The sequence below is a fragment of the Nakamurella endophytica genome (assembly GCF_014646215.1).
Taxonomy (GTDB): Bacteria; Actinomycetota; Actinomycetes; order Mycobacteriales; family Nakamurellaceae; genus Nakamurella; species Nakamurella endophytica.
Genome location: NZ_BMNA01000003.1, coordinates 498,386 through 520,424, shown reverse-complemented (window position 1 = coordinate 520,424; position 22,039 = coordinate 498,386). Strand labels below are relative to the sequence as shown.

Below are 22,039 nucleotides of genomic sequence, written 5' to 3'. Positions count from 1 at the left end.
CCACACTACCCAGTTCGACGTCGAAGCAAACCGGGCCGCGAGCCGGCGCCCGCTGCGGGCGGTGCGGCTCCGGGTGCGGGCGGTGCGGCGCTCAGTGCGGCGCTCGGTGCCGGCGGTGCGGCGCTCAGTGCGGTACGGAACCGTCGATCCAGGCGTGGGTGCCGCGGAAGTGGTCCCGCATGGCCGCCGCCGCACCCGCCGCATCCCGGTCGCGCAGGCGCTGGACGATCCGCCGGTGCAGCTCGGCGTCGCCCGGCAGGTCGGCGGGCTGGCTGGGCAGCAACGGGCCGACGGCGTCCAGCACGTCCCAGAACGCGGCCAGCAGCTGCAGCACCAGGTCGTTGCGCAGCGGCGCGTACAGCCGCTGGTGGAAGGTGCGGTCGTCGTCCTCGAAACGCCGACCGGCCGCCGCCGCGTCGGCCATCCGCTCGACGATTGCGGACAGGTCCGCGAGCAGGGCGTCGTCGGCAGTCCTGGCCACCCGCTGCACCAGCTCGGTCTCCAGGATCTCGCGGACGTCGACCAGGTCGGCGGCGGTGGCCAGGCCGTCCTGACGGCTCGCCATGTGCCGGTGGAAGACCAGGGTGTCGACGAACGAGTCGAGCGACGGCTGCCCGACGAAGGTGCCGCGGCCGTGCTCGATCGAGACGATGCTACGGGCCTGCAGGCTTTTCAACGCCTCGCGGACGGAGCTCCGGCTGACGCCCCAGCGGGCCATGAGATCGGTCTCGGTCGGCAGCAGCGACCCGGGTTGCAACCCCTCCTCGAGGATCAGCTGCTTGATCTCCTGCTGCAGGTCGAACTGCGGCCGCCGGGCTCCGGGCCCGGCCACGGGTGCGGTCACCGACACCTCCTCCCCCGATTGCCCGGTCGGTCTTGACCGCCGGAAGAGGTCACTCTAGCGTCTCCTCCGACGTCAGACGTCTGATGTCTCACAGGGACGTGAGGAGAACGGTGCAGGACATCTTCATCCCGGTCACCGGGATGGCTCCGGACGACGTGACGCTGGTCAGCTGGCAGAAGGAACCGGGCGACTCCGTCCGCGCCGGCGAGGTCGTCGCCGTGGTCGAGACCTCCAAGGCCGAACTCGAGGTGGAGTCCGTCGCGGACGGCGTCCTCGGCCCGCACCTGGTGCAGGTGCTCGAGGCCGTGGCGCCGGGCACCACCATCGCGCAGGTCCTGGAGGACGGGGAGTCCCCGACCGCAGCGCCGCCCGCGCAGCAGGCGACCCCGCCGGCGGCGTCCTCCACCGCGTCCTCCGTGACCCCGTCGTCGGCCTCGGCGGACGGCGTGAGCGCCGCGGCCGGCACCGCCGACCCGACGGCCGCCCGCAGCGCCGCCGTCGTGGACGGTGCCGTGGGTCCCGGTGCCACCGAGCCGACGCCCGCCGCCTCCGGTCCGGCCGCCGCCCAGGACCATCCGCCCGCCGGTCCGGCTCCGGCCCGCCCGCCCGGGCCGGGCCTCGATCCGGCGGCGTGCGGCGCCGCCGTGGTGGACGGCGCGGTGGGCGCCGGCACCGCCGACCCGACGCCGGGTGCCGGCCAGGACGCCGGTGTCCGGCCCGACCCGACCGGCTCGCCCGCCGATGCCGTGCACGGTGCCGCCCAGAGTGCCGCCCAGAGTGCCGCCCAGAGTGCCGTGCAGGGTGCCGACGACGGGCGGCCGCACCGCACCAGCCCACGCGCCCGACGGGAAGCCGCCGAGCGCGCCGCCGCCGGCCCGGCGCCCACTGCCGCGCCGGCGCCCACTGCCCCGCCGGCACCCACTGCCCCGCCGGCCCCGCCGGCTCGCCCCCGACCGGAGCCTGCTGCCGCCCCTGCGGCGGCACCCACGGCGGCGACCACGGCGCCGCCCGCGGCGCCCGGTACCGGTGCTCCCGCGCCCGATCCCTACCGTGCCGCGGTGGCCGCCGCGGTGAGCCGGTCCTGGAGCGAGATCCCGCACTTCTCGGTCACCCGCGAGCTGGTGCTCGACCGGTTCGACATCGCACTGCGCCAGGTGCGGGTGGTGCTGCCGCAGGTCACCGTCACCGACCTGCTGCTGCGCGCGCTCGCGCTGGCGTTCGTGGCGCGCGAGCAGCGGACGGACCTGGACGTGGGCCTGGCGGTCGCCACCGACCGCGGCGTCGCCATCCCGGTGCTCCGGGACGTGCCCCGCCTGGACCTGCTGGAGCTGGCGGCCGCACGGCGGGCCGCCGTGGGGCGGGCCCGCTCCGGCCGCGCCTCCACCGACGACCGCCGGACCCCGGCGACGACGCTGTCCAACCTGGGGGCGCTCGGCGTGGACCAGTTCACCGGCATCGTCCCGGTCGGCCAGACCAGCCTGCTCACCGTCGGTCGGATGGCGCAGCGACCGGTCGTGCGGGACGGCGCCCTGGCCGTGGCAGTGACGATGCACGCGACCCTGAACGTCGACCACCGCAGCTGGGACGGCCAGCACGCCGGCGAGCTGCTGGCGCGGCTGGCCGCCGTCACCGCGGCACCCGAGCTGCTCGTCGGGTTCGGGCCGCTGCCCACCGCGGCCGGGCCGCCCGGCAGCGCACCCGCACCGTCCCCCTCGACCACCCCGATCGCGAGAGAGCAGGCATGAGCACCGACGACGACCAGGCCGGGGTCCTCACCGCCCCGGCACCGAGCGCGGCGGGTCCCGCGGACCTGCCCGCCGACGGTCCCGCGCTGCGGGACTGGCTCGGTGACATGTTGCTGATCCGGACCTTCGAGGAGACGGCCGACGGGCTCGCGCTCCGCGGCAAGGTGCCGGGCGGCATGCACCCGGCCATCGGCCAGGAGGCGGTCGCCGTCGGCATCGCCCGCGGCCTGCGGGACGGCGACGTCGTCGCGGGCACCCACCGGTCCCACCACCACGCGCTGGCCAAGCACCTGCCCCCGGACGCGGTGATGGCCGAGCTGTACGGCAAGCGCGACGGCGCCAACGGCGGCCGCGGCGGTTCCATGCACCTGGCGGACTTCGACCGGGGCCTGTGGGGCACGAACGGCATCGTCGGTGCCGGGCTCGGCATCGCACTGGGCGGCGCCCTGGGCTCGTCGATCCTGCGCAACGGTTCGGTGGCCGTCGGGCTCTTCGGCGACGGCGGCGCGAACACCGGCCGCACCTGGGAGTTCGTCAACCTCGCGGCGGTCTGGAACCTGCCGCTGGTGGTGGTGTGCGAGAACAACCTGTACGCCGTCGAGACCGCGTCCAAGTCGGTGACCGGTGGCACCTCGGTGGCCGAGCGCGCCGCCGGCTTCGGGCTGCCCTCCCACCAGGTCGACGGGCAGGACGTGCTGGCCGTGCAGGTCGCCGTGCGGGCCGCGGCCGACCGGGCCCGCAGCGGCGCCGGCCCGACCTTCCTGGAGATGCTGACCTACCGCTACAAGGGCCACAACAGCGGCGAGGTGGTGCGCTACCGCACCGAGGACGAGGTGCTGCAGTGGCGCAGCTCGCGCGACCCCGTCGAGCGGTTCAGCGCCCGGCTCACCGACGCCGGGCTGCTGACACCCGAGCAGCTCACCGACCTGGCCGACCGGGCCAGGCGGACCATCGACCACGCCGTCACCGTCGCCGAGGAATCGCCATGGCCGGACCCCTCCACCGCCGCCGGGAACGTGAGCGCCTGGAGCGACTCGCAGGGGTACACCCGGTGAGCGCCCCCGAGCAGGGCACCTACTCGACCGCCTACCAGGCCGGCATGCGGGAGGAGATGGAGCGCGACGCGACGGTCTTCGTCCTCGGCACCGACCTCTACGACCGCGGCGGCCACTTCTCCCAGGTCAACGGCCTGGGCGAGCGGTTCGGCCACGACCGGATCCGCGACACCCCGATCTCCGAGGCCGCCATGGTGGCCTCCGGGGTCGGCGCGGCGCTGGCCGGCGCCCGGCCGGTGGTGGACCTGAACTTCATGGACTTCGCCTACGGCGCCATGGACGAGCTGATCAACCAGGCCGCCAAGATCCGCTACATGTGGGGACGCCCGGTGCCGCTGGTGGTCCGGGCGTCGACGGGCGTGGCGCAGGGCGGCGCACAGCACAACAACAGCCTGCAGACGGCGCTGATGAACGTCCCCGGGCTCGCGGTCGTCTACCCGTACCGGCCGTGGGACGTGAAGGGACTCCTCAAGTCCGCACTGCGCGGCGAGGACCCGGTGGTGTTCATGATGCACAAGATGCTCACCGGCGCCCGCGGGCCGGTCGGCGGTCCGGACGAGCTGGTCCCGATCGGCCGGGCCCGGATCGCCCGACCCGGCACCGACGTCACCGTCGTGACCTACGGCTACGGCGTCGGTCTCGCCGAGAAGGCCGCGGAGACCCTGTCCGGGCAGGGCGTAGACGTGGAGGTCGTCGACCTGCGCACGCTGGCGCCGCTGGACGTCGACACCGTGGTCGGGTCCGTGCGCCGGACCGGGCGGGCCGTGGTGGTCGACGAGGCACCGCACCTGGCGGGGCCGGCCGCCGAGATCATCGCGACGATCAGCGACCGGGCGTTCTGGTACCTGGACCAGCCGGTCGCCCGGGTCACCGGCGCGCACAGCCCGATCCCGCACAGCCCGGTGCTGGTCGACGCCCTGCTGCCCGACCTGGACGTCATCGTCCGGACCGTGCGGGACGTCGCGACCGCGCAGGGGCCGGTCCTCGACCCGGCCGTGGGAGCGGGAGCGGCACGGTGACCGACCCCGGGAGTCCCACCGCGGCCGCCACGGTCGCCGACCCGACCGGCGACCTGTCGCTCGCCGGCCGGATCGCCGTGGTGACCGGCTCCGGGCAGGGCATCGGCAGCGCGGTGGCCCGCCGGCTGGCGGCCGCCGGCGCGCACGTCGTGGGGCTGGACCGCGCGGAGCCGGCCGCGACCACCGAGGCGATCACCGCGGCCGGTGGCACGGCACACCACCGGGTGTGCGACATGGCCGACCCCGCTGCGGTCCGGCAGGCGTTCCGCTGGGTCGACGACACGGTCGGTCCGGTCGACGTCCTGGTCAACAACGCCGCGCGGGGCAGCCACACGCTGCCGGCGCAGCTGACCGTCGAGGAGCTGACCGGGGTGCTGGCGGTCAACGTCGTCGGCTACTTCCTGGCGGCCCAGCAGGCCCACCGCGCCATGGCGCGCTCAGGAGGCGGTGCCGTCGTGAACATCTCGTCCATCGCCGGGTCCACGGCGCTGGGCCGGGGGAATTTCGCGTACAGCGTGAGCAAGGGCGCGGTCGAGCAGCTGACCCGGGAGCTGGCCGTCGAATGGGCGGCCGACGGGGTCAGGGTCAACGCGGTCGCGCCCAGCCAGGTGCGGACGGAGGGTTTCGCCCCGCTGCTGACGGACCCCGCGCTGGACGGCGGGTCGGTCGGCGACCGGATGCTGCGCGGGGTGCCCCTGCACCGGTTGGCCGAGCCCGGCGAGATCGCCGCCGTGGTGCACTTCCTGGCCTCCGACGCGGCGCGCTTCGTCACCGGGGCGGTGGTTCCGGTGGACGGTGGGAACCTGGCGCTGAACGCCGGCGGCACCGTCGGCACCAGGACGGAGGTGGCGAGGTGAGCGGGGTCCGGACGCTGCGACCGGAGGTGGCCCACCGGGTCGGCGCGGAACTCGGCGAGGGCCCGGTGTGGGACGCCCGGCGCGGCGAGCTGCTCTTCGTCGACATCCTGGCCGGCCGCCTGCACCGGGCCGGTGCGGAGGGCGTCGCGACCCTGCTGGAGCTCGACCAGAACCTGGGCGCCGCCCTGCCCGCCGCGGACGGTTCGGTGTTGCTGGTGACCCGCAGCGGGTTCCGGGTGCTGGACCGCGACAGCGGCACCACCGGCACGCTGCTCGACGTGCTGGGCGACCGCCGCGACCTGCGCTTCAACGACGCCAAGGTGGACCCGGCCGGCCGCTGCCTGGCGGGCACCCTGTCGCTGGTGGACGCCGAGCGGGACTGCGCCCTGCTCGTGCTGTCCGACGGGCCGCGGGTCGACACCGTGGTCCCGGACGTCGGCCTGTCCAACGGGCTCGGCTGGTCGCCGGACGGGCGCCGCCTGTACTACGCGGACACCAAGTCCGGCGCCGTGGCCGCGTACCTCTACGACCCGGACACCGGTCGGGTCGGCGACGCCGCGCCGTTCGCACCGGATCTCGGGTCGCCGGACGGACTGTGCGTCGACGGGACCGGCGCCGTCTGGGTGGCGCTGTGGGACGGCTCGCAGGTCCGCCGGTTCACGCCGGACGGCCGGCTGGACACCGTCCTGGAGCTGCCGGTCCCGCACGTGACCAGCTGCGCCTTCGGTGACGACGACGGCCAGACGCTGTACATCACGACCGCCCGGTCCGGGCTGTCCGCGGCGGACCTGGCACGCACCCCGCAGGCCGGCGACGTGTTCGCCGTCCGGCCGGGTGTCGGCGCGCCACCGGCCGTCCCGTGGAGGCCGGTCGCCGTCGGGGTCGACGGGACGGAGGGACGATGACCGATCGGATGCTCACCGCCGCGCAGGGCGAGGAGATCGGCACCCGGCTGCTGGAGGGCATGGGCACGCCCCGCGCGTCCGCCGAGGTCGTGGCCAGGTCCCTGGTCTCGGCCAACCTGTGCGGTCACGACTCGCACGGGCTGCTCCGGCTGCCCTGGTACGCCGAGTTCCTCACCGACGGCCGTGCCGATGCGGCCGCGGAACCGGTGGTCGAGCGCACCTCGGGTGCGTCGGCGGTCGTCGACGGGCGGCACGGCTGGGGTCAGCTGGCCGGCCGGCTCGCCGTCCGGACCGCGGCGGAACTGGCCAGGCAGCACGGCGTCTCGGTGGTCACCGCGCACTCCTGCAACCACATCGGCCGGCTCGGCGAGTACGCGGAGGACCTCGCCGCGCAGGGCCTGGTGAGCATCCTGTGGTGCAACGCCGACCCGTCGGTCGCGCCGTTCGGCGGCCGGCAGCGGCTGCTCGGCACGGATCCCTTCGCCGCCGGCATCCCGTCCGGCGAGCGGCCGCCGCTGATCGTCGACTTCGCCACGGCCGCGGTCGCGGAGGGCAAGCTCCGGATCGAACGGGCCGCCGGCCGGCAGGTCGCGCCGGGGCTGATCCAGGACGCCGACGGCCGCCCGAGCACCGACCCCGAGGACTTCTACTCCGGCGGATCCCTGCTGCCGTTCGGCGGCCACAAGGGTTTCGGTCTGGCCGTGCTGGTGGAGCTGCTGGGCGGCGCGCTGTCGGGCAACCACGTCGGCTTCCTGCCGCAGTACCGGTGGGGCAACGGCCTGGTGCTGCTCGCGCTGGCGCCCGGCCGGCTCATCGACCCGGACTCCTTCGCCGCGGAGATCACCGAGGCCTCCGACGTGCTGCGCGGCTCGCCGCCCGCCGAGGGCGTCGAGCGGGTGCTGCTGCCCGGGGACGTCGAGCGCGCCACCCGGGAACGGCGGCTGCGGGACGGTTTCCCGATGCTGGACACGCTGTGGGACCGGCTCGTCGAGCTCGGCGACCGGCTCGGGGTGCGGTTGCCGGCGTGAGCGTGGCGACACCGGTCCGGGTGCAGCGGGTCTCGGACCGGTGTCAGGCCGCCGGTTCGACCAGCAGCACCTCCGAGGTCAGCGCCGTGGCGAGCCGGACGGTGACGCCGTCCCGCAGCAGCTCCGCCCCGGCCACCTCCCAGGTCTCGTCACGGTTGTCGGCGGTGACCCGGTAGCGCGGCGCCGGGGACAGGCCCCGCGGGTGGACGACCCACCGGTCCGGTCCGGCCGCGTCGAGTCGGAAGAGGCCGATCACCGCCCTGGTCCGGTCGCGGCTGCTGCGCTCCAGCACGCCCCACCCGGCGTCCTGGTCGAGCAGCGGGGTGTGGTGGTGCAGGACCGCGTCGTCCTGCCACGGCCGCACCCGCTCCTTGTACAGCCGCACCGCGTGGCGCACACGCTCCCGCTGGACCGCCGACGGCGGGGCGCCGACCTCGTGCAGCCAGCCGACCGTGGGGCGCCCGAACAGGGCGAGCCGGCCGCCCCAGTCGACGTCGCCGCGCAGGTGGTCGTTCATCCCCGCGCCCACGTGCCGGTCGACGAGTTCCGGCGGCAGCGCCAGGGTCATGCCGTTGGTGATGTGGAACGACCGCGGGGCCAGCTGCCAGTCGGTGACCCAGGTGTGGTCGAAGGCCTCCAGCATGCCGAGGTCGGACCGGGCGCCGCCGCTGGCACAGGTCTCGAGGACGACGTCGGGAAACCGGCGGCGCAGCCGGCCGAACAGCGCGTACAGGTTGTCGTAGTAGCGCCACCAATGGCTCTCGGGCAGCCCACCGGAGCGGTGCACGTACCCCGCGCCGAGCGCGCCGACGTTGTGGTCCAGCCGGAAGAAGTCCAGGCCGTGGCGCTGCACCAGGTCGGCGATCGAGGACTCCACGGCCGCAGCCACCTCGTCGTCCGACAGGTCGAGAAGCCCGCGCAGCGGCCGGCCGTCGGGCCGCCGCGCCAGGCGCTCCGGGTGCTCGGCGGCGCTGCGGCTGTCCGGGCCGACCCGCTCCGGCTCCATCCACAGCCCGAACCGCAGACCCAGCCGGTGGCACCGCTCGCGGAACGGTGCCAGCCCTCCGGGATACCGGGCCGCCACCTGCCAGTCCCCGGCGGTGCGGTGCCAGTCCGCGCTGCGACCGGTGTACCAGCCGGCGTCCAGGAAGAAGACCTCGGCGCCCAGGTCGGCGGCAGCGTCGATCTCGTGCAGCACCGCCCGCGCCGTCATCTCCTGCTCGGGACCGATCCCCGACTCGACCAGCCCGGTCCGGCCGGCCGGCCGGGCGCCGCGGACACGCCGGACGTGCCGGTGCATCTCGTCGACCGCACGGTCCAGGTCGGCCAGCACCATGCCCAGGTGGACCTTCGGGGTGTCCACGGCCTCGCCCGGGGACAGCACCCGCTGCGGCGCCGGAGCGTCCGGCCCGACCCGGAACCGGATCCGGCGGGCGCCCGCGCCGGCCCGCGCGGATTCCGTGCGGGGGCCGGCCGTCTCGAACGCCCACCGGTAGCCGCCCGACCAGCCCAGCTGGCCGATGAACAGCTCGCCGGTCGACACCGCGGCGAGGGTGACGAGGGGATGCCGGTGCGGACCGCCCCGGTAGCGCCCGGCGACCACGGCACCGGTGTCCGGCAGGGCCTCCTCGGTCCACGCGCCCTCGTGCCCCCACCGGTCGTCGGCGAAGCGGCCGACCCGGAAGGCCGGCGCGCCGACCGCGTCGCCCGCGCGCTCGTACGCCGAGCGCCGCCACAGCACGCCGCTCCACGGATCGATCCGGGACAGGGCCATCGGCCGATCCCCCCGGTTGGTCACCGTCAACCAGCGGGCCAGCACCGCGGTGCCGTCCACCTCGGTGTGCACCACCACCCCGACCGGCCGGACCCGGTGGCGCAGCGCCAGGTGCAGGGTGACCGCGCCAGCCCGGTCGTCGCGCTCCACACCGAGGCAGTCCCAGCCGTCGGAGAGCTCGAAGCCGTCGCACTCCAGGCCGAACGCCTCGGTGCCGACCTGCGCGTCGGCGTCGTCGGCGTCGGGCCACGGGTCGGCCGCCATCGGGGTGAAGCCGGCCCCGTTCCAGCCCAGCCCCACCAGCCGGCCGCCGCGCAGCCCCTCGGAGTAGACGGTGGTGCCGCTGCGGAAGTGCATCGTCGGCTGCGCCGCAGCGCCGGCCGCCTCCGTCCGGTCGCTGCCCTCGCTGCCGTCCCCGACGGCGTTGCTGCCGCGGTCGTCCGCGCCGGCTGGCGTGCCGCCGGTCCCGCCGTCGTGGTCGTCGACCACGACGTCGCACCATGCGTACCGGGCGTCCTCGGTCACGCCGCGCCCCCGGCATCCGCGAGCACCGCGGCCGCCGCGGCCCGGTACCGCTCGAAGCGCCGGTCCGCCGCAGCCACGGCGGCCGGGGCGGGCTCGACGGTGCGGGTCGGGCCGGCCATCGCGGCGGCGACGGACCCCAGCTCGGCGCCCGTCGCCGCCGCAGCGGCCAGCACGGCGGCACCGGCGGCGGCGACGTCGACGCCCGGGTGCAGCACCAAGGGCCGCCCCAGGGCGTCGAGCCGGGCCCGCACCCACGCCGGGTCGAGCGCGGACACCCCGCCGACGTGCACCGGGCCGCGGCCGGCGCCGGCCGTCTCGAGCACGTGCCGGTCGGCGAGCGCCACACCGTCGAGCACCGCCCTGGCGAGCTCGGCCGGCCCGGTGGCCAGCGACACGTCGAGGAACCGGCCGCGCACCGCGGGCTGCCACAGCGGCGCCCGCTCGCCGTCCAGGTAGGGCAGGAAGAGCGGTACGGCCTCGGGGGCGGCGGTGCCGGCCGACGCCAGGACGTCCGGCACGTCCCGGCCGAGCAGCGCGGCCACCCACAGCAGCGCGGCGCCCGAGGTCTGCGTCGGCCCGTAGGTCACCGGCAGCGGGGCGTAGCTCGCCGGGATGTGCAGGACGGCGCCGGCCGGGTGCGGCGCGGCACCGGACACCCCGACGATGTCCGAGGTCCCGGTGTGCACGAAGGCGGTGGGGCCGCCGAACGCGCCCAGCGCCACCATCCCGGAGAGCGCATCGGTCCAGCCCACGGCCACCGGCACACCGGCGGGCAGCCCGGTGCGCCCCGCCCCCCGGCCGTCGACGGTGCCGAGCGCGCGCCACGGGTCCAGCCGCGGCGGCAGCAGCCGGACACCGCCGGCGCCGGCAGCCAGCACGGCGTCCACCGGCGCGCCGGTGTCGATGCGGCACAACCCCTTCGAGCTCCAGACGTCGGTCGCCGCCACCCCGGTCAGCGCGTAGCCGACGAAGTCCTTGGGCTGCAGCAGCCACCGGGCCCGGGCCAGCGCGTCCGGGTCGTGCCGGGCGACCCACCACAGCTTGGCCGGGAGGTAGGCCGGAGACCACGGCAGCGTCCCGCCCACCACCGGCTCCGGGACGCCGAGACTCTGCTCCAGCTCGGCGGCCTCGTCCACCGCACGCGAGTCCTGCCAGGTGAGCGCGCTGCGGGTGGGCCGCCGGTCGCCGTCGGCCAGCACCAGGGTCGGCGTGTGCCCGGCGACGCCGATGCCGGCGACGTCGTCGGCGCCGGTACCGGACCGCAGCGGCCCGAGATCCGCGACGGCCCGGGCCAGCGCATCCAGCCACTGCTCCGGGTCCTGCTCGGCCAGCCGGGGGCCGGGCGCGAGGGTCGGGTACTCCGCGCGGCCCGCGGAGACCGTGGTGCCCCGGGCATCGACCAGGACCGCCTTGACGCTCGAGGTGCCGACGTCGATCCCGACGTACCGGCTCACCGCGCCGGCGACCCGCCGGCGCGCAGGGCGTCACGGACGCCGCCCAGGCCGACCGCCCGCCGGGTGACCTCGGCGGTCCCGACGGTGCCGGCCGTGCCGAGCTCGCGGCCGACCGCGACCAGCGCCGCGCCGGCGTGGAACCACGGCCGCAGCGCGGCCTCGTCCGTGGAGATGCCGCCCGAGGCGACGAACTGCAGCCCGGGCAGCACGGGCACCAGGTCACGGATGTACTCGGGGCCGCCGATGCGGGCGGAGAAGATCTTGACGTAACGGGCGCCGCCGCTCTGCGCCGCGAAGCACTCGCTCGGCGTCAGCGCGCCGGGGACGGCGAGCAGACCGGTGTCCATCGCTGCGCGCAGGAATCCCGGGGGGTTGCAGAACGACACGGCGAAGGATGCGCCGACCTCGGCGGCGCGGTGCACCGACGCCGGGTCGGTGATCGTCCCGATCCCCACGGTCACGCCCTGCTCGACCAGTGCCCTGGCCACCTCGAAGACGCCCTCGGTCGACATGGTGATCTCGACCAGGTGCAGCCCCCCGGCGTGCAACGCGACCGCGGTCTCGTACACCTCCTGCGCCTGGTACCGCAGCACCGGGACCACCCACTGGTCCGCCAAGGCGTCGCGTAACGACTGGGTACCGACGGCGGCGTCGCCGTTTGACAAGGCTTGCATATTGTCGACAATAAACGAGCACTCGGCCGCCGGCCAAGCGCCACGCAGCGGCCGCGGCCAGTACCGACCGTCTCTCTCCCCCCGAAGGCCCGCATCGTCGGGCGAACCAGCCTGCAGGAGGCAACATGCGCAACACCGGCGTTGGGCAGGGCAACCCCACCGAGCCGTCCGGCGTCGGCCGGCGGACGTTCCTCCGCGGGGTCGCCGGCCTGGGTGCCGCCGGCCTGGCCGGCGGGTTGCTCAGCGCCTGTGGTTCCGACAGCGGCGGCGGGTCCTCGTCGTCGGCGTCCTCGTCTTCGGGCTCGTCGTCCTCGTCGGCGGCAGCCGGGGGCAGCACCGGCTCGGCCTCGTCGAGCTCGTCGTCCACCGGGGGCGGCGGTGGCGGCGGCGGCACGCTGACCGTCATGCTGGCGTCCTGGGTCGACCCCGGGTTCCTCAACGACGTGTTCCAGAACTCGGCGGCCAAGAAGATCGGCGCCAAGCTCAAGGTCGTCACCGTCGACGACGGCACCTACCCGGCCCAGGCCGCGGCCGCGCAGAAGTCCGGGAACCCGCCGGACGTGATCTTCTGGACGGCGCAGGGCATCACCGGCCTGCAGGGCGCCGGCGTGAAGCTGCTGGCGCTGGACGACTACATCAAGACCGAGGACAAGTCCGCCTTCTACGAGCAGGACTACGCGGCGAACACCATCGACGGCAAGGTCTACGGGCTCGGCTTCCGCTGCAACTGCCGCGGCATCGTCTACCACGCCGACTACGCCAAGGCCGCCGGGCTGACCACCCCGGCCACCTGGACCTTCGACGAGTTCGGCCAGTGGGCCGCCAAGCTCAACACCGACGGGCACGTCGGTTTCGGCTTCGAAGCCAAGTCCGGCGACGGCCGGTCGTCGTCCAACTTCCTGCCGCTGATCTGGTCGACCGGCGCACCGATGGTCACCGGCGGCCCCGGCACGTGGAAGATCGGCCCGTCGCAGGAGCAGTTCCAGCAGGTCATGCAGTTCTACTACGACACCGTCAACACCTGGCACTGCTCGCCCAAGGCCGTCGGGACGTGGGGCTACCCGGAGACGGACGGCAACTTCTCCAAGGGCAGCCTGGCGTCGTACTCCGCCGGGCCGTTCGTGGTGCCGAACTCGCAGAAGTACCCGAACACCCTGAAGAACCTGGCGGTGGCGCCGGTTCCGCACGCCACCAAGCAGACCACCTTCTGGGAGGAGCACGCCCTCTTCATCCACGCCGACTCCAAGCAGCAGGACCTGGCCTGGCAGTTCATCGAGGCCATGCGCAGCGAGGAGACGCAGAAGCTCATCGTCGGCCGGACCGGTGACGCGCAGCTGGCCGTCCGCAAGTCGGCGAACGCGGCGATCACCGATCCGTTCCTGAAGTCGTTCGGCACGCTGCTCGACGACGCCCAGGTGCCGGAGCCGGTGGCCATCGCCCCGATCATGAACAACGCCGTGCTGCCCGCCATCCAGCAGGTGACGCTGAACGGAACGTCCGCGGCGGATGCGGCGAAGTCGCTGATCACCAACATGCAGGCCCAGCTGGACCTGATCAACAAGAACGGCTGATGCCCGTGGTGGCAACGACGTCCACCGATGCCGGCCGGGTCCGGGACGTGCGCGTCGACGCACGCCCGGTCCCGCGCCGGGGCGGCTCGACGCGGCGGACCGGTGTCTACCTGCTGCTGATCGTCCCGGCGGTGGTGCTGATCGGCGCGCTGGTGGTCTACCCGATCGTCCGCAGCATCCTGACCAGCTTCCAGGCCGCGGACACCGGCCGGTACGTGGGCCTGGAGAACTACCGCCGGTTCTTCACCGATCCCAACTCGGCCTCGATCGTGGCGCACACCTTCGTGCGCGGCATCGGCGGCGTCGTGCCCAGCTACCTGCTCGGCATGTTCGCGGCACTGTCCCTGCACCAACGGATCCGGGGCCGCACCGCGCTGCGGGTGCTGGCCCTGGTGCCGTTCGTGATCTCGGCGCCGGTCGGTCTGAACATGTGGCGGCTGCTGCTCGACCCGGCCACCGGCGTCCCGGCCGCGCTGGGCTGGAACCTCGGTGACCCGCTCGCCGACCCGAAGACCGTGTGGGTCGTCCTGCTGCTGATCAACACCTGGGCGTCGTTCCAGTTCTACACCATCGTGCTGCTGGCGGGTCTTGCCCGGATTCCCGACGAGCTGTACGAGGTGGCCGCCACGGACGGCGCCACCCGCTGGCAGCGGTTCCGGTTCGTCACCCTGCCCGGCCTGGGCGCGGTCAGCGTGCTGGCCTGCACCGTGCACTTCATGGGCAGCTTCCAGGAGTTCAACCTGATCTACATCCTGACCGGCGGCGGCCCGGCGGGAGTGACCAGGACGCTGGCGACGTACTCCTACGAGCAGGCGTTCTCGAACTACGACACCGGTTACGCCACCGCGCTGACCACCATCAGCATGCTGATCATGCTGCTGTTCCTGGCGGTGGCGTACGTGGTGGGCAGGGTGCTGCTGGCGGCCGCCCGGGCGGCGAGGCCGGCGGACCGGATGACGCTGCTGGCGCGGACGACCTACCAGCGCCGGCAGCGCCGGGACGCCGCGGACCGCGCCGCCGGGCGGATGCCGCGCCGCTCGCACCTGCGGGACAGCCTGGTGCTGCCGTACATCGGCGCGGTGGTCGTCGTGCTGATCGCGCTGGCGCCGATCCTGTTCATGGTCTCCCGGTCCCTCGACGGGACACCGGGTGGTCTGGAGACGGTCTCGATCATCCCGCGGCAGTGGACCCTGTCCAACTACGGCACCGTGCTCTCCAGCCCGGACCTGTGGAGCAAGGACAACCTGCTCACCCCGCCGCTGGCGTTCAACTTCCTGAACAGCATCCTGGTCACCGCGGCGACCACCCTGCTGGTGCTGCTGGTCAGCATGGTCGCCGGCTACGCGCTCTCCCGCTGGCAGTCCGCGTGGACGCGGCTGCTGCTGGTGGTGCTGCTGGTGGTGCAGCTGGTGCCGGCGATCGTGCTGGTCTTCCCGCTGTACGACTTCTTCGCCCAGATCGGCCTGCTCGGGACGCTGACCGGTCTGGTGCTGGCCCTGTCGGCGACCTTCCTGCCGCTGTCCACCCTGCTGTTCAAGGTGTTCTTCGACGGGATCCCGAGGGAGATCGAGGAGTCGGCCGCCATCGACGGCGCCGGCACGCTGCGGATCCTGTTCCAGATCGTCCGCCCGCTGGCCGGTCCGGTGATCGGGTCGGTGGCGGCGTTCACGTTGATCAACTGCTGGAACGAGTACCTGTTCGGCGCCACGTTGATCAGCGACGGCGCCAAGCGGACCTTTCCACCCGCGCTGCAGCAGTACATGTCCTCGTACGCGTTCTCGTCGTATGCGTCGCCGGGCATGCAAGCCGTGTTCCTGCTCATCCCGATCTTCGCGGCCATCGTGCTGCTGTCCCTCACCCAGCGGCACCTGGCCGCTGCCTACCAGGGCGGGGCGGTCAAGGGATGACCGCCACCGCGCCCACGGAACCGGAGACCTCCATGACACTGCCCAGGATCGCGGTCGCCGAGGGCGCGCTCGCGGGCCTCGACGACCTGATCGACGGACTGCGCGGCACGGCGGAGGTGCGCACCGGCCCGGTCGGCACACCGGACGAGGTCGCCGCACTGACCGACGGCGCGGACGGGCTGGTGGTGAGCCTGCAGCGACTGACCGACGCGCACATCGCCGCTCTGGGCCGCTCCGTACGGGTCATCGGCCGGGCCGGCGTCGGGCTGGACACCATCGACCTGGACGCGGCGCGCGCCCGGTCGGTCGCCGTCGTCTACCAGCCGGACTACGCCACCAACGAGGTGGCCGACCAGGCCATGGCGTTGCTGCTCGGCGCCCACCGCCGGGTGGTGCAGGCCGATCGTGCGGTCCGCGAGCAGGGCTGGTGCGGCGGAACGGATCTCGGACCGATCCCGGCACTGCAGGAGTGCACCGCCGGGGTCGTCGGGACCGGCCGGATCGGCCGGGCGGTGATCGCGCGGATCCGGCCCTTCGTCCGGGACGTCCTGGCCTACGACGTCGTGGACAGCTCGCCCGGCGAGGACTTCGAGCGCGTCTCCGACCTGGGCGAGCTGCTGCGGCGGGCCCACGTCGTGTCGCTGCACGTCCCGCTGACCCCGGACACCCACCACCTGATCGATGCCGGCCGGCTGCGCCGGATGCCGCCGGGCGCCGTCCTGGTCAACGTCTCCCGCGGCGGTCTGGTCGACGAGGCCGCGCTCGCCGCCGCCCTGCACGCCGGCATCATCGGCGCCGCGGGTCTCGACGTCTTCGAGCAGGAGCCGCTGCCCGCGGACTCCCCGCTGCGGGACGCACCGAACCTCGTGCTGTCGCCGCACATCGCGTGGTACTCGTCGGAGTCCGCGCCGCGGCTGGCGTCCCGCACCATGACGGACGTCCTCGCCGTGACCCTCGGGAACCGGCCGGAGCACGGCAGTTTCGCCGTGGACCCGCAGCGACCGGCGGTCGCGGCCAGCTGACCGGCGGGTGGCCGGGCCGGATGGAGCCGGCCCGGCCACCCCGGCTCACATCAGCCGCACGGTGAGGCCGCCGTCCACCACCATCGCCGACCCGGTGACGAACGAGGCGGCCGGCGACACCAGAAACGCCACCGCACCGGCGATCTCGACGGGCTGCGCCATCCTGCCCAGCGCTCCGGACGGCGGGTGCACCTCGACGTGGTCCCGGGCGATGGCAGCACCGTGCCGGGCGGACATCGCGGTGTCCACGCTGCCGACCACGACGGCGTTGACCCGCACCCCGTCGTCGGCGTAGTCGACCGCCATCTGCCGGGTCAGCGCCAGCAGGGCGCCCTTGGTGGCGGCGTAGGCGGCGGTGCGCGGCACGGACGCCACCGCGTGTACCGAGGACATCGTGACGATGCTGGAGCCGGGCCGGCTGCGCAGCGCGGGCAGGCAGGCCCGGGACAGCAGGAACGGCCCGGTCAGGTTGACGGCCAGCATCCGGTGCCAGACGTCGTCCGGGGTGTCGTGCACCGCGAAACACTCGAGCAGGCCGGCATTGTTGACCAGCACGTCGATCCCGCCGAACCGCTGCACGACGCCGTCGACGCAGCGCTGCACCGCCGCCCCGTCGGTGATGTCGACGTCCAGGCACTCCGCCGCACCGGCCACGGGTTCGGGGTGCCGCAGGTCCAGCGAGACCACCTGGTGGCCGTCCGCGGCCAGCCGCTCGACCACCGCTCGGCCGATCCCGCCGGCACCGCCGGTGACCACGGCCACCCTGGGTCCGGCGTCCGAGGACCGGCGGGCGGGGGCCGGCGGTGTCGACCCGCCGGACGGATCGGCCGCCGTCACGTCAGCAGGAAGGACTTGGCCACCTGGACGATCTCGGCCGCGTCCGGACCTGCGGGATCCTCCGCGGTCAGCTGGTTGATGATGCGCGTGTAGGCGCTGGTGATGTGGAACCGGATGGCGGCCGTCGCCGGCCGTTCCTTGCCGCCCCGGATGAGATCGAGGATCTCCTGGTGGCCGCCCACGGTCGCGACCCGCCAGTCGGCGTTCGCGATGTTGCGGCTGCACAGGAACCAGTAGACCTGCATGCGGATCGCCCGCCAGCTGGCGTACAGCCGCTCGTGGTGCGCCGCCCGGAAGATGGCGTCGTGGAACTCGACGTCGAGCCGGGCCGCCTCCTGCTCGGTCAGCCGCCGCCGCAGGCCGGACCGCAGGTCCGACAGCGACGCGTCCACCGCGTCCAGGTCGGCCGCGTCCCCCCGCCGGATGGCCAGCCGGACGGCCAGCTCCTCGATGGACAGCCGCAGGCTGTACACCTCACCGAGATCGTCCAGGGACAGCTCGACCACCTTGGCCCCGCGGTGACTCTCCCTGCTGACCAGGCCTTCTCGCTCCAGGATGATGAACGCGTCACGCACCGGACCGCGGCTCACCCGCAGCCGCTCGGAGATGTCCTCCTCGCGCAGCGGCTGGCCGGGCTTCAACTCGTCCGACAGGATCGCCTCGCGCAGTCGCTCCGCCACGACGTCACCCAGCGAGACCCGGGGCGCGGCTGCATCGAGCAGTCGCCCCGGGGCGGACCTGGACCGGTCGGCGACCGCCGGGGCGGCGCGGTGAGCGGGCATCGCGGCTCCATCACGGACGATTGCGAACAAGCCGACACGGGTGCGACGAGTGTAGGGCGCCGGTCCCCGCGGGAGCGAGGACGTGGACGACCGATACCCGTTCGCCGGTGGCCCGACACCCCGACCGGGCCCGGACCACCGCTCCTCGCGCACTGTGCCGCGTCGTACCGTAAACTGTCAACAATGAGGCCGGTGTCGCCGCGGTGAGGTCCACCCGTCCTCCGCACCCCCCGCCGGAGCCGGGATCCGGCCGTGCCGGGCACCTCCCCGCGCGGCACCGGGCCGTCTGCGGCGCCACCGCGCTCGCCGCGCCCCGGCCGGACCGCGACGGCTGCCGCCGGGTCCCGGTCCGGTCCCCGGCGGCCGCCGGCAGACCCACCGACCACCGCACCTCACGAGGAGAGCCATGAGCCCGCTGCCCGTCGACCGGCCCGGAAAGATCATCGCGGTCGGCCTGAACTACCGCGACCACGCCGCGGAGTCCGAGGCCTCGCTGCCCGCCTCGCCGATCATGTTCGCCAAGTGGACGACCTGCCTGATCGCCTCCGGCGACCCGATCCTCATCCCGGCCGGCATCGACGAGGTCGACTGGGAGGCAGAACTCGCGGTGGTGATCGGCCGCACCGCCAAGGACGTCGCGGTCGAGGACGCGCTCAGCTACGTCTCCGGGTACACGTGCATGAACGACGTGAGCGCGCGCCGCCGGCAGCGCGACGACCAGCAGTGGACGCCGTCCAAGTCCTTCGACACCTTCGGGCCCATCGGGCCGGTGGTGGTCCCCGCGGACCGGATCCCGGATCCGCAGGACCTGCAGGTGATCTCCAGGGTCAACGGCACCGTCATGCAGTCGTCGTCCACCCGCGACATGATCTTCACGGTGGCGCAGCTCATCGCGCACGCCTCGATCGGCACCACCCTCGAACCGGGCGACATCCTCTCGACCGGCACGCCGTCGGGCGTGGGCGCGTTCCGGCCCGACCCGATCTTCCTCAAGGACGGCGACGTCGTGGAGATCGAGGTGGAGGGCATCGGCGTGCTCACGAACCCGGTGGTGCAGCTGTGACCGGTCCCGCCCGGCCGGCCGCCGCGCTCACCGTGGTGACCGGCGCCGCCTCCGGCATCGGCCGGGCGACGGCGTCCGCGCTGGCCGAGGCGGGACATCGACTGCTGCTGCTGGACCGGGACGCCACACCGCTCGCCGCGGTGGCCGGCGGGACCGGTGGCACCGCGCTCGCCGTGGACCTGGCCGACGGTCCGGCCACCGACGCACTGGTCCGCGAGGCGCTGGCCGGCACCCCGGTGGACGTCCTGGTGAACTGCGCGGGCGTGGGCTGGCCCGCGGACACGGCCGAGACGACGGACGAGCTGTGGGAGACCACGCTGGCGGTCAACCTCTCCGGCACCTTCCGGATGTGCCGGCTGGTGCTGCCCGGCATGGTCGAGCGCGGCCGCGGGGTGATCGCCAACGTCGCGTCGGCCGGCGCCCTCGTCGGCCTGCGCCGGCGGGTCGCCTACTGCGCGTCCAAGGCCGGCGTCCTCGGCCTGACCCGGGCCCTGGCCGCCGACCACGCCGGCCAGGGCGTCCGGGTGTTCGCCGTCTGCCCCGGCACCGTCGACACGCCGTGGGTGGACCGGATGGTGCACGACGAGCCCGACCCGGAGGCGGTCCGCCGGCGCATGCGCGAGCGGCAGCTCGACGGCCGGCTCGGGTCGCCGGAGGAGGTCGCCGGCTGGATCGCCTTCGCCGTGTCCGACCAGGGCCGCTTCCTCAACGGCGCACCGCTGGTCATCGACGGCGGGCTCACCGCGGTCTGACCCGGCGCGGGCTCACCCGACCGCGGCGGCCACCCCGGGGACGTCCTCGAGCCGCTCCCACACCGGGATCCCGCGCCGGCGGGCGATCGCCACGTCCTGGTCCGCGCCGGTCGACTCGCCGGGCAACCGCAACACGCCGTCGCAGTGCTCGAGCAGCCGTTGCGCCGTCGGGTAGAGCACGTCGGCGGCACGCGGGTCCAGCACGCTGGTCGCGCCCGTGCCCCGGAGCACGGGCAGCGCCACCCACTCGCCGATCATCGGGACGTGGCCGGCCGCGAAGAGCGGCCAGGCCGCCTCCTCGAGCGTCGCCAGGTTCCGCGCCATGAGCTCGGGGTCGTCGCCGGTGCCGGACCGGTAGGGACCGGCGATCAGGATCATCATCGGTGTCGTCATGCGGCCGACGCTATCGCATCATCGGGTAGCTTCGTGCACAATCGTGCAACAACTGGAGGACATCGTGCTGACCGCGGAGCGCAAGGAACTCCTGCTGGGCCGGCTGCGCACCGACGGCAAGATCGTCGCCAAGGACCTGGCAGGCGAGCTGGGCCTGTCCGAGGACACCCTGCGCCGCGACCTGCGCGAACTCGCCGCGGCCGGGCTGTGCGAGCGGGTCTACGGCGGCGCCCTACCGGTGTCGCCCGCGCTCGCGGACCTCTCGACGCGAGCCGGCGTCGCCGTGGAGAGCAAGCGCCGCGTCGCCGGGCACGCCGTGCAGCTGGTGGAGCCGGGCTGCACGGTCCTGCTGGACGGGGGCACCACCTCGCTGGCGGTCGCGCGGGCCCTGCCCAGGGACCTGTCCTGCACGGTCGTCACCCACAGCCCGACGATCGCCGCTGCGCTGCTCGAGCACCCGTCCGTCGAGATCCACCTGCTCGGCGGGCGGATCTTCAAGCACTCGGCGGTGGCCTGCGGAGCGGCGGCGGCCGAGGCGGCCGCCGCCGTCTCCGCCGACGTGTTCCTGCTCGGGGTGACCGGCGTGCACGCCCGGGCCGGCTTGACCACCGGCGACGCCGAGGAGGCGGCGATGAAGCGCACGCTGGCCGGGCGGGCCGCCGAGACCTGGGTGCTGGCCAGTGCCGAGAAGATCGGCACGGCCTCCCGCTACCGGGTGCTGCCGCTGTCCGGGGTGACCGGGATCCTGGCCGACCCGGACGCCGGCGCCGGCGCCCTGGGCGAGCTGTCGGGGGCCGGTGCCCGCGTCGTCACCGTGCGGTGACCGGACCACCGGCCGCCGCCGGGTCCGTGGCACGGGCCGCCGCGGCCTCCGCCCGCAGGTCGTCCCAACGCACCAGCGCCACCCCGGCGACGATGAGTCCGCCGCCGACCAGCTGGACCGGCGCGGGCAGCTGACCCAGGAACAGCCACGCGAACAGCACCGCGAAGAGCAGCTCGCTGAGCCCGAGGAAGGACGCCACCGTGGCGCCGAGCCGGCGGGCGGCGGCAATCCCCGCCGCGTACGCGACGACCGCGGCGACCATCGACAGCCCCAGGATCGGCACCACGACGTGGACCTCGGCGTGCAGCAGCTGTACCCGACCCGCTCCCACGTGGAAGGGCAGCGCACCGACCAGGGCCAGCAGGCCCAGGGTCAGCGCACCGACGGCCATCCCGGCCCAGGCGAGCACCATCGGCGGCAGCGGATCCTCGTCGCTCGCCGACAGCAGGAAGTAGGTGGCCAGGCCGACCGCCGCGAGCAGCCCCCACACCACGCCGACGGGATCGACCCGGGTGTCGCCGAGCACGTCGAGCACCAGCACCAGCCCCACCAGGGCGACCAGCGAGCCGGCCGTGGTGAGCCGCCGCGGTCGCCGCCCGTGCCGCAGCCAGAGCCAGCCGACGATCAGCACGATCCCCAGGTACTCCAGCAGCAGCGCGATGCCGACCGAGACGTGCTCGATGGCGTTGAAGTAGGCGAGCTGGCACCCGGCGACGGCGACCAGGCCGAAGGCCACCACCGGACCGGCGGCCGCGCGCAGCCGGTGCCACTGTCCCCGCAGCTGCAGCACGGCCGGCACGGTCAGCAGCAGCGCCGCCACCGCGATCCGCACCGTCACCGCAGCCGCGGGGCTCCAGCCGGCCGAGATCAGCGACGCGGCGAAGGTGCCGGAGGTGGCGAAGGTGGCGCCCGACAACAGCGCCAGCCCCAGGCCCGCTCCGCCTCTACCGTGAGCCATGACACCCCTCTCGCCGGGACCGCCCGCACGGTCCGCACGGGAATGCACGAC

The 22,039-nt window shown here is 74.5% G+C and carries 20 protein-coding genes; 12 read left to right on the top strand and 8 right to left on the bottom strand.

What is annotated here, in order from left to right:
• Window positions 1–124: 124 nt before the first annotated feature.
• Window positions 125–844 carry a FadR/GntR family transcriptional regulator gene (locus IEY37_RS09580; protein ID WP_229674227.1) on the bottom strand — a complete coding sequence of 240 codons (720 nt, stop codon included), beginning with the start codon at window positions 842–844 and terminating at the stop codon, window positions 125–127.
• 110 nt (window positions 845–954) lie between these two features.
• Between IEY37_RS09580 and IEY37_RS09575 the strand changes: the two genes are divergently transcribed.
• The 6 genes from IEY37_RS09575 to IEY37_RS09550 are packed head-to-tail and all read left to right on the top strand — an operon-like array spanning window position 955 to window position 7,453.
• The gene (locus IEY37_RS09575) at window positions 955–2,589 is read left to right on the top strand and encodes a 2-oxo acid dehydrogenase subunit E2 (RefSeq protein ID WP_188941296.1); all 1,635 of its coding nucleotides are present in this window, start codon (window positions 955–957) and stop codon (window positions 2,587–2,589) included.
• Window positions 2,586–3,644, top strand: coding sequence for a thiamine pyrophosphate-dependent dehydrogenase E1 component subunit alpha (locus tag IEY37_RS09570; RefSeq protein ID WP_188941295.1), 1,059 nt, complete (start codon window positions 2,586–2,588; stop codon window positions 3,642–3,644). Before IEY37_RS09575 ends, IEY37_RS09570 begins: the two co-directional genes overlap by 4 nt.
• Window positions 3,641–4,663 (top strand): alpha-ketoacid dehydrogenase subunit beta, encoded by a 1,023-nt coding sequence (locus IEY37_RS09565; protein WP_188941294.1) that lies wholly within the window; start codon window positions 3,641–3,643, stop codon window positions 4,661–4,663. Before IEY37_RS09570 ends, IEY37_RS09565 begins: the two co-directional genes overlap by 4 nt.
• Entirely contained in the window at window positions 4,660–5,520 is an 861-nt protein-coding gene (locus IEY37_RS09560) for an SDR family NAD(P)-dependent oxidoreductase (RefSeq protein WP_188941293.1), read from the top strand. The genes IEY37_RS09565 and IEY37_RS09560 overlap by 4 nt, the downstream gene beginning before the upstream one ends.
• Window positions 5,517–6,425, top strand: coding sequence for an SMP-30/gluconolactonase/LRE family protein (locus IEY37_RS09555; RefSeq protein ID WP_188941292.1), 909 nt, complete (start codon window positions 5,517–5,519; stop codon window positions 6,423–6,425). Before IEY37_RS09560 ends, IEY37_RS09555 begins: the two co-directional genes overlap by 4 nt.
• Window positions 6,422–7,453, top strand: coding sequence for an Ldh family oxidoreductase (locus tag IEY37_RS09550; protein WP_188941291.1), 1,032 nt, complete (start codon window positions 6,422–6,424; stop codon window positions 7,451–7,453). The genes IEY37_RS09555 and IEY37_RS09550 overlap by 4 nt, the downstream gene beginning before the upstream one ends.
• 43 nt (window positions 7,454–7,496) lie before the next feature.
• Here IEY37_RS09550 and IEY37_RS09545 read toward each other — a convergent pair whose 3' ends face one another.
• The 3 genes from IEY37_RS09545 to IEY37_RS09535 are packed head-to-tail and all read right to left on the bottom strand — an operon-like array spanning window position 7,497 to window position 11,880.
• Entirely contained in the window at window positions 7,497–9,752 is a 2,256-nt protein-coding gene (locus tag IEY37_RS09545) for an alpha-galactosidase (protein ID WP_188941290.1), read from the bottom strand.
• Window positions 9,749–11,206 (bottom strand): xylulokinase, encoded by a 1,458-nt coding sequence (locus IEY37_RS09540; RefSeq protein WP_188941289.1) that lies wholly within the window; start codon window positions 11,204–11,206, stop codon window positions 9,749–9,751. The genes IEY37_RS09545 and IEY37_RS09540 overlap by 4 nt, the downstream gene beginning before the upstream one ends.
• Entirely contained in the window at window positions 11,203–11,880 is a 678-nt protein-coding gene (locus IEY37_RS09535) for a bifunctional 4-hydroxy-2-oxoglutarate aldolase/2-dehydro-3-deoxy-phosphogluconate aldolase (protein WP_188941288.1), read from the bottom strand. Before IEY37_RS09535 ends, IEY37_RS09540 begins: the two co-directional genes overlap by 4 nt.
• A 125-nt stretch (window positions 11,881–12,005) precedes the next feature.
• On the opposite strand from IEY37_RS09535, the gene IEY37_RS09530 reads away from it, so the two are divergent.
• Genes IEY37_RS09530 through IEY37_RS09520 form a run of 3 tightly spaced genes read left to right on the top strand, consistent with a single transcriptional unit; the run spans window position 12,006 to window position 16,380 of the window.
• Complete coding sequence (locus tag IEY37_RS09530; RefSeq protein ID WP_188941287.1) at window positions 12,006–13,451, top strand: extracellular solute-binding protein; 1,446 nt, start codon at window positions 12,006–12,008, stop codon at window positions 13,449–13,451.
• Entirely contained in the window at window positions 13,451–15,358 is a 1,908-nt protein-coding gene (locus IEY37_RS09525) for an ABC transporter permease (RefSeq protein WP_188941286.1), read from the top strand. The genes IEY37_RS09530 and IEY37_RS09525 overlap by 1 nt, the downstream gene beginning before the upstream one ends.
• A gap of 32 nt (window positions 15,359–15,390) precedes the next feature.
• Entirely contained in the window at window positions 15,391–16,380 is a 990-nt protein-coding gene (locus IEY37_RS09520) for a C-terminal binding protein (RefSeq protein WP_188941285.1), read from the top strand.
• A gap of 45 nt (window positions 16,381–16,425) precedes the next feature.
• On the opposite strand, the gene IEY37_RS09515 is transcribed toward IEY37_RS09520, so the two are convergent.
• Window positions 16,426–17,142 carry an SDR family NAD(P)-dependent oxidoreductase gene (locus IEY37_RS09515; protein ID WP_188941284.1) on the bottom strand — a complete coding sequence of 239 codons (717 nt, stop codon included), beginning with the start codon at window positions 17,140–17,142 and terminating at the stop codon, window positions 16,426–16,428.
• Between the two features lie 71 nt (window positions 17,143–17,213).
• Window positions 17,214–17,999: a GntR family transcriptional regulator gene (locus IEY37_RS09510; RefSeq protein WP_188941283.1), complete on the bottom strand. Its 786-nt coding sequence runs from the start codon at window positions 17,997–17,999 to the stop codon at window positions 17,214–17,216.
• A gap of 406 nt (window positions 18,000–18,405) precedes the next feature.
• Between IEY37_RS09510 and IEY37_RS09505 the strand changes: the two genes are divergently transcribed.
• Window positions 18,406–19,062 (top strand): fumarylacetoacetate hydrolase family protein, encoded by a 657-nt coding sequence (locus IEY37_RS09505; RefSeq protein ID WP_188941282.1) that lies wholly within the window; start codon window positions 18,406–18,408, stop codon window positions 19,060–19,062.
• Complete coding sequence (locus tag IEY37_RS09500; protein ID WP_188941281.1) at window positions 19,059–19,814, top strand: SDR family NAD(P)-dependent oxidoreductase; 756 nt, start codon at window positions 19,059–19,061, stop codon at window positions 19,812–19,814. The genes IEY37_RS09505 and IEY37_RS09500 overlap by 4 nt, the downstream gene beginning before the upstream one ends.
• 12 nt (window positions 19,815–19,826) lie before the next feature.
• Here the strand turns inward: IEY37_RS09500 and IEY37_RS09495 are convergent, their stop codons facing one another.
• Window positions 19,827–20,192 (bottom strand): DUF4406 domain-containing protein, encoded by a 366-nt coding sequence (locus IEY37_RS09495; RefSeq protein WP_188941520.1) that lies wholly within the window; start codon window positions 20,190–20,192, stop codon window positions 19,827–19,829.
• A gap of 79 nt (window positions 20,193–20,271) precedes the next feature.
• Between IEY37_RS09495 and IEY37_RS09490 the strand changes: the two genes are divergently transcribed.
• Window positions 20,272–21,030, top strand: coding sequence for a DeoR/GlpR family DNA-binding transcription regulator (locus tag IEY37_RS09490; protein WP_188941519.1), 759 nt, complete (start codon window positions 20,272–20,274; stop codon window positions 21,028–21,030).
• Here the strand turns inward: IEY37_RS09490 and IEY37_RS09485 are convergent.
• On the bottom strand, window positions 21,017–21,988 hold the full coding sequence (locus IEY37_RS09485) for an EamA family transporter (RefSeq protein ID WP_188941280.1): 972 nt from the start codon (window positions 21,986–21,988) through the stop codon (window positions 21,017–21,019). The genes IEY37_RS09490 and IEY37_RS09485 overlap by 14 nt on opposite strands.
• Window positions 21,989–22,039: the final 51 nt, after the last annotated feature.

Coding starts and splice junctions, on each gene's coding strand:
- IEY37_RS09550 (WP_188941291.1), top strand. CDS start 6,422: ATGACCGATCGGATGCTCACCGCCGCGCAGGGCGAGGAGATCGGCACC.
- IEY37_RS09535 (WP_188941288.1), bottom strand. CDS start 11,880: ATGCAAGCCTTGTCAAACGGCGACGCCGCCGTCGGTACCCAGTCGTTA.
- IEY37_RS09525 (WP_188941286.1), top strand. CDS start 13,451: ATGCCCGTGGTGGCAACGACGTCCACCGATGCCGGCCGGGTCCGGGAC.
- IEY37_RS09485 (WP_188941280.1), bottom strand. CDS start 21,988: ATGGCTCACGGTAGAGGCGGAGCGGGCCTGGGGCTGGCGCTGTTGTCG.
- IEY37_RS09505 (WP_188941282.1), top strand. CDS start 18,406: ATGAGCCCGCTGCCCGTCGACCGGCCCGGAAAGATCATCGCGGTCGGC.
- IEY37_RS09570 (WP_188941295.1), top strand. CDS start 2,586: ATGAGCACCGACGACGACCAGGCCGGGGTCCTCACCGCCCCGGCACCG.
- IEY37_RS09530 (WP_188941287.1), top strand. CDS start 12,006: ATGCGCAACACCGGCGTTGGGCAGGGCAACCCCACCGAGCCGTCCGGC.
- IEY37_RS09510 (WP_188941283.1), bottom strand. CDS start 17,999: ATGCCCGCTCACCGCGCCGCCCCGGCGGTCGCCGACCGGTCCAGGTCC.
- IEY37_RS09495 (WP_188941520.1), bottom strand. CDS start 20,192: ATGATCCTGATCGCCGGTCCCTACCGGTCCGGCACCGGCGACGACCCC.
- IEY37_RS09520 (WP_188941285.1), top strand. CDS start 15,391: ATGACACTGCCCAGGATCGCGGTCGCCGAGGGCGCGCTCGCGGGCCTC.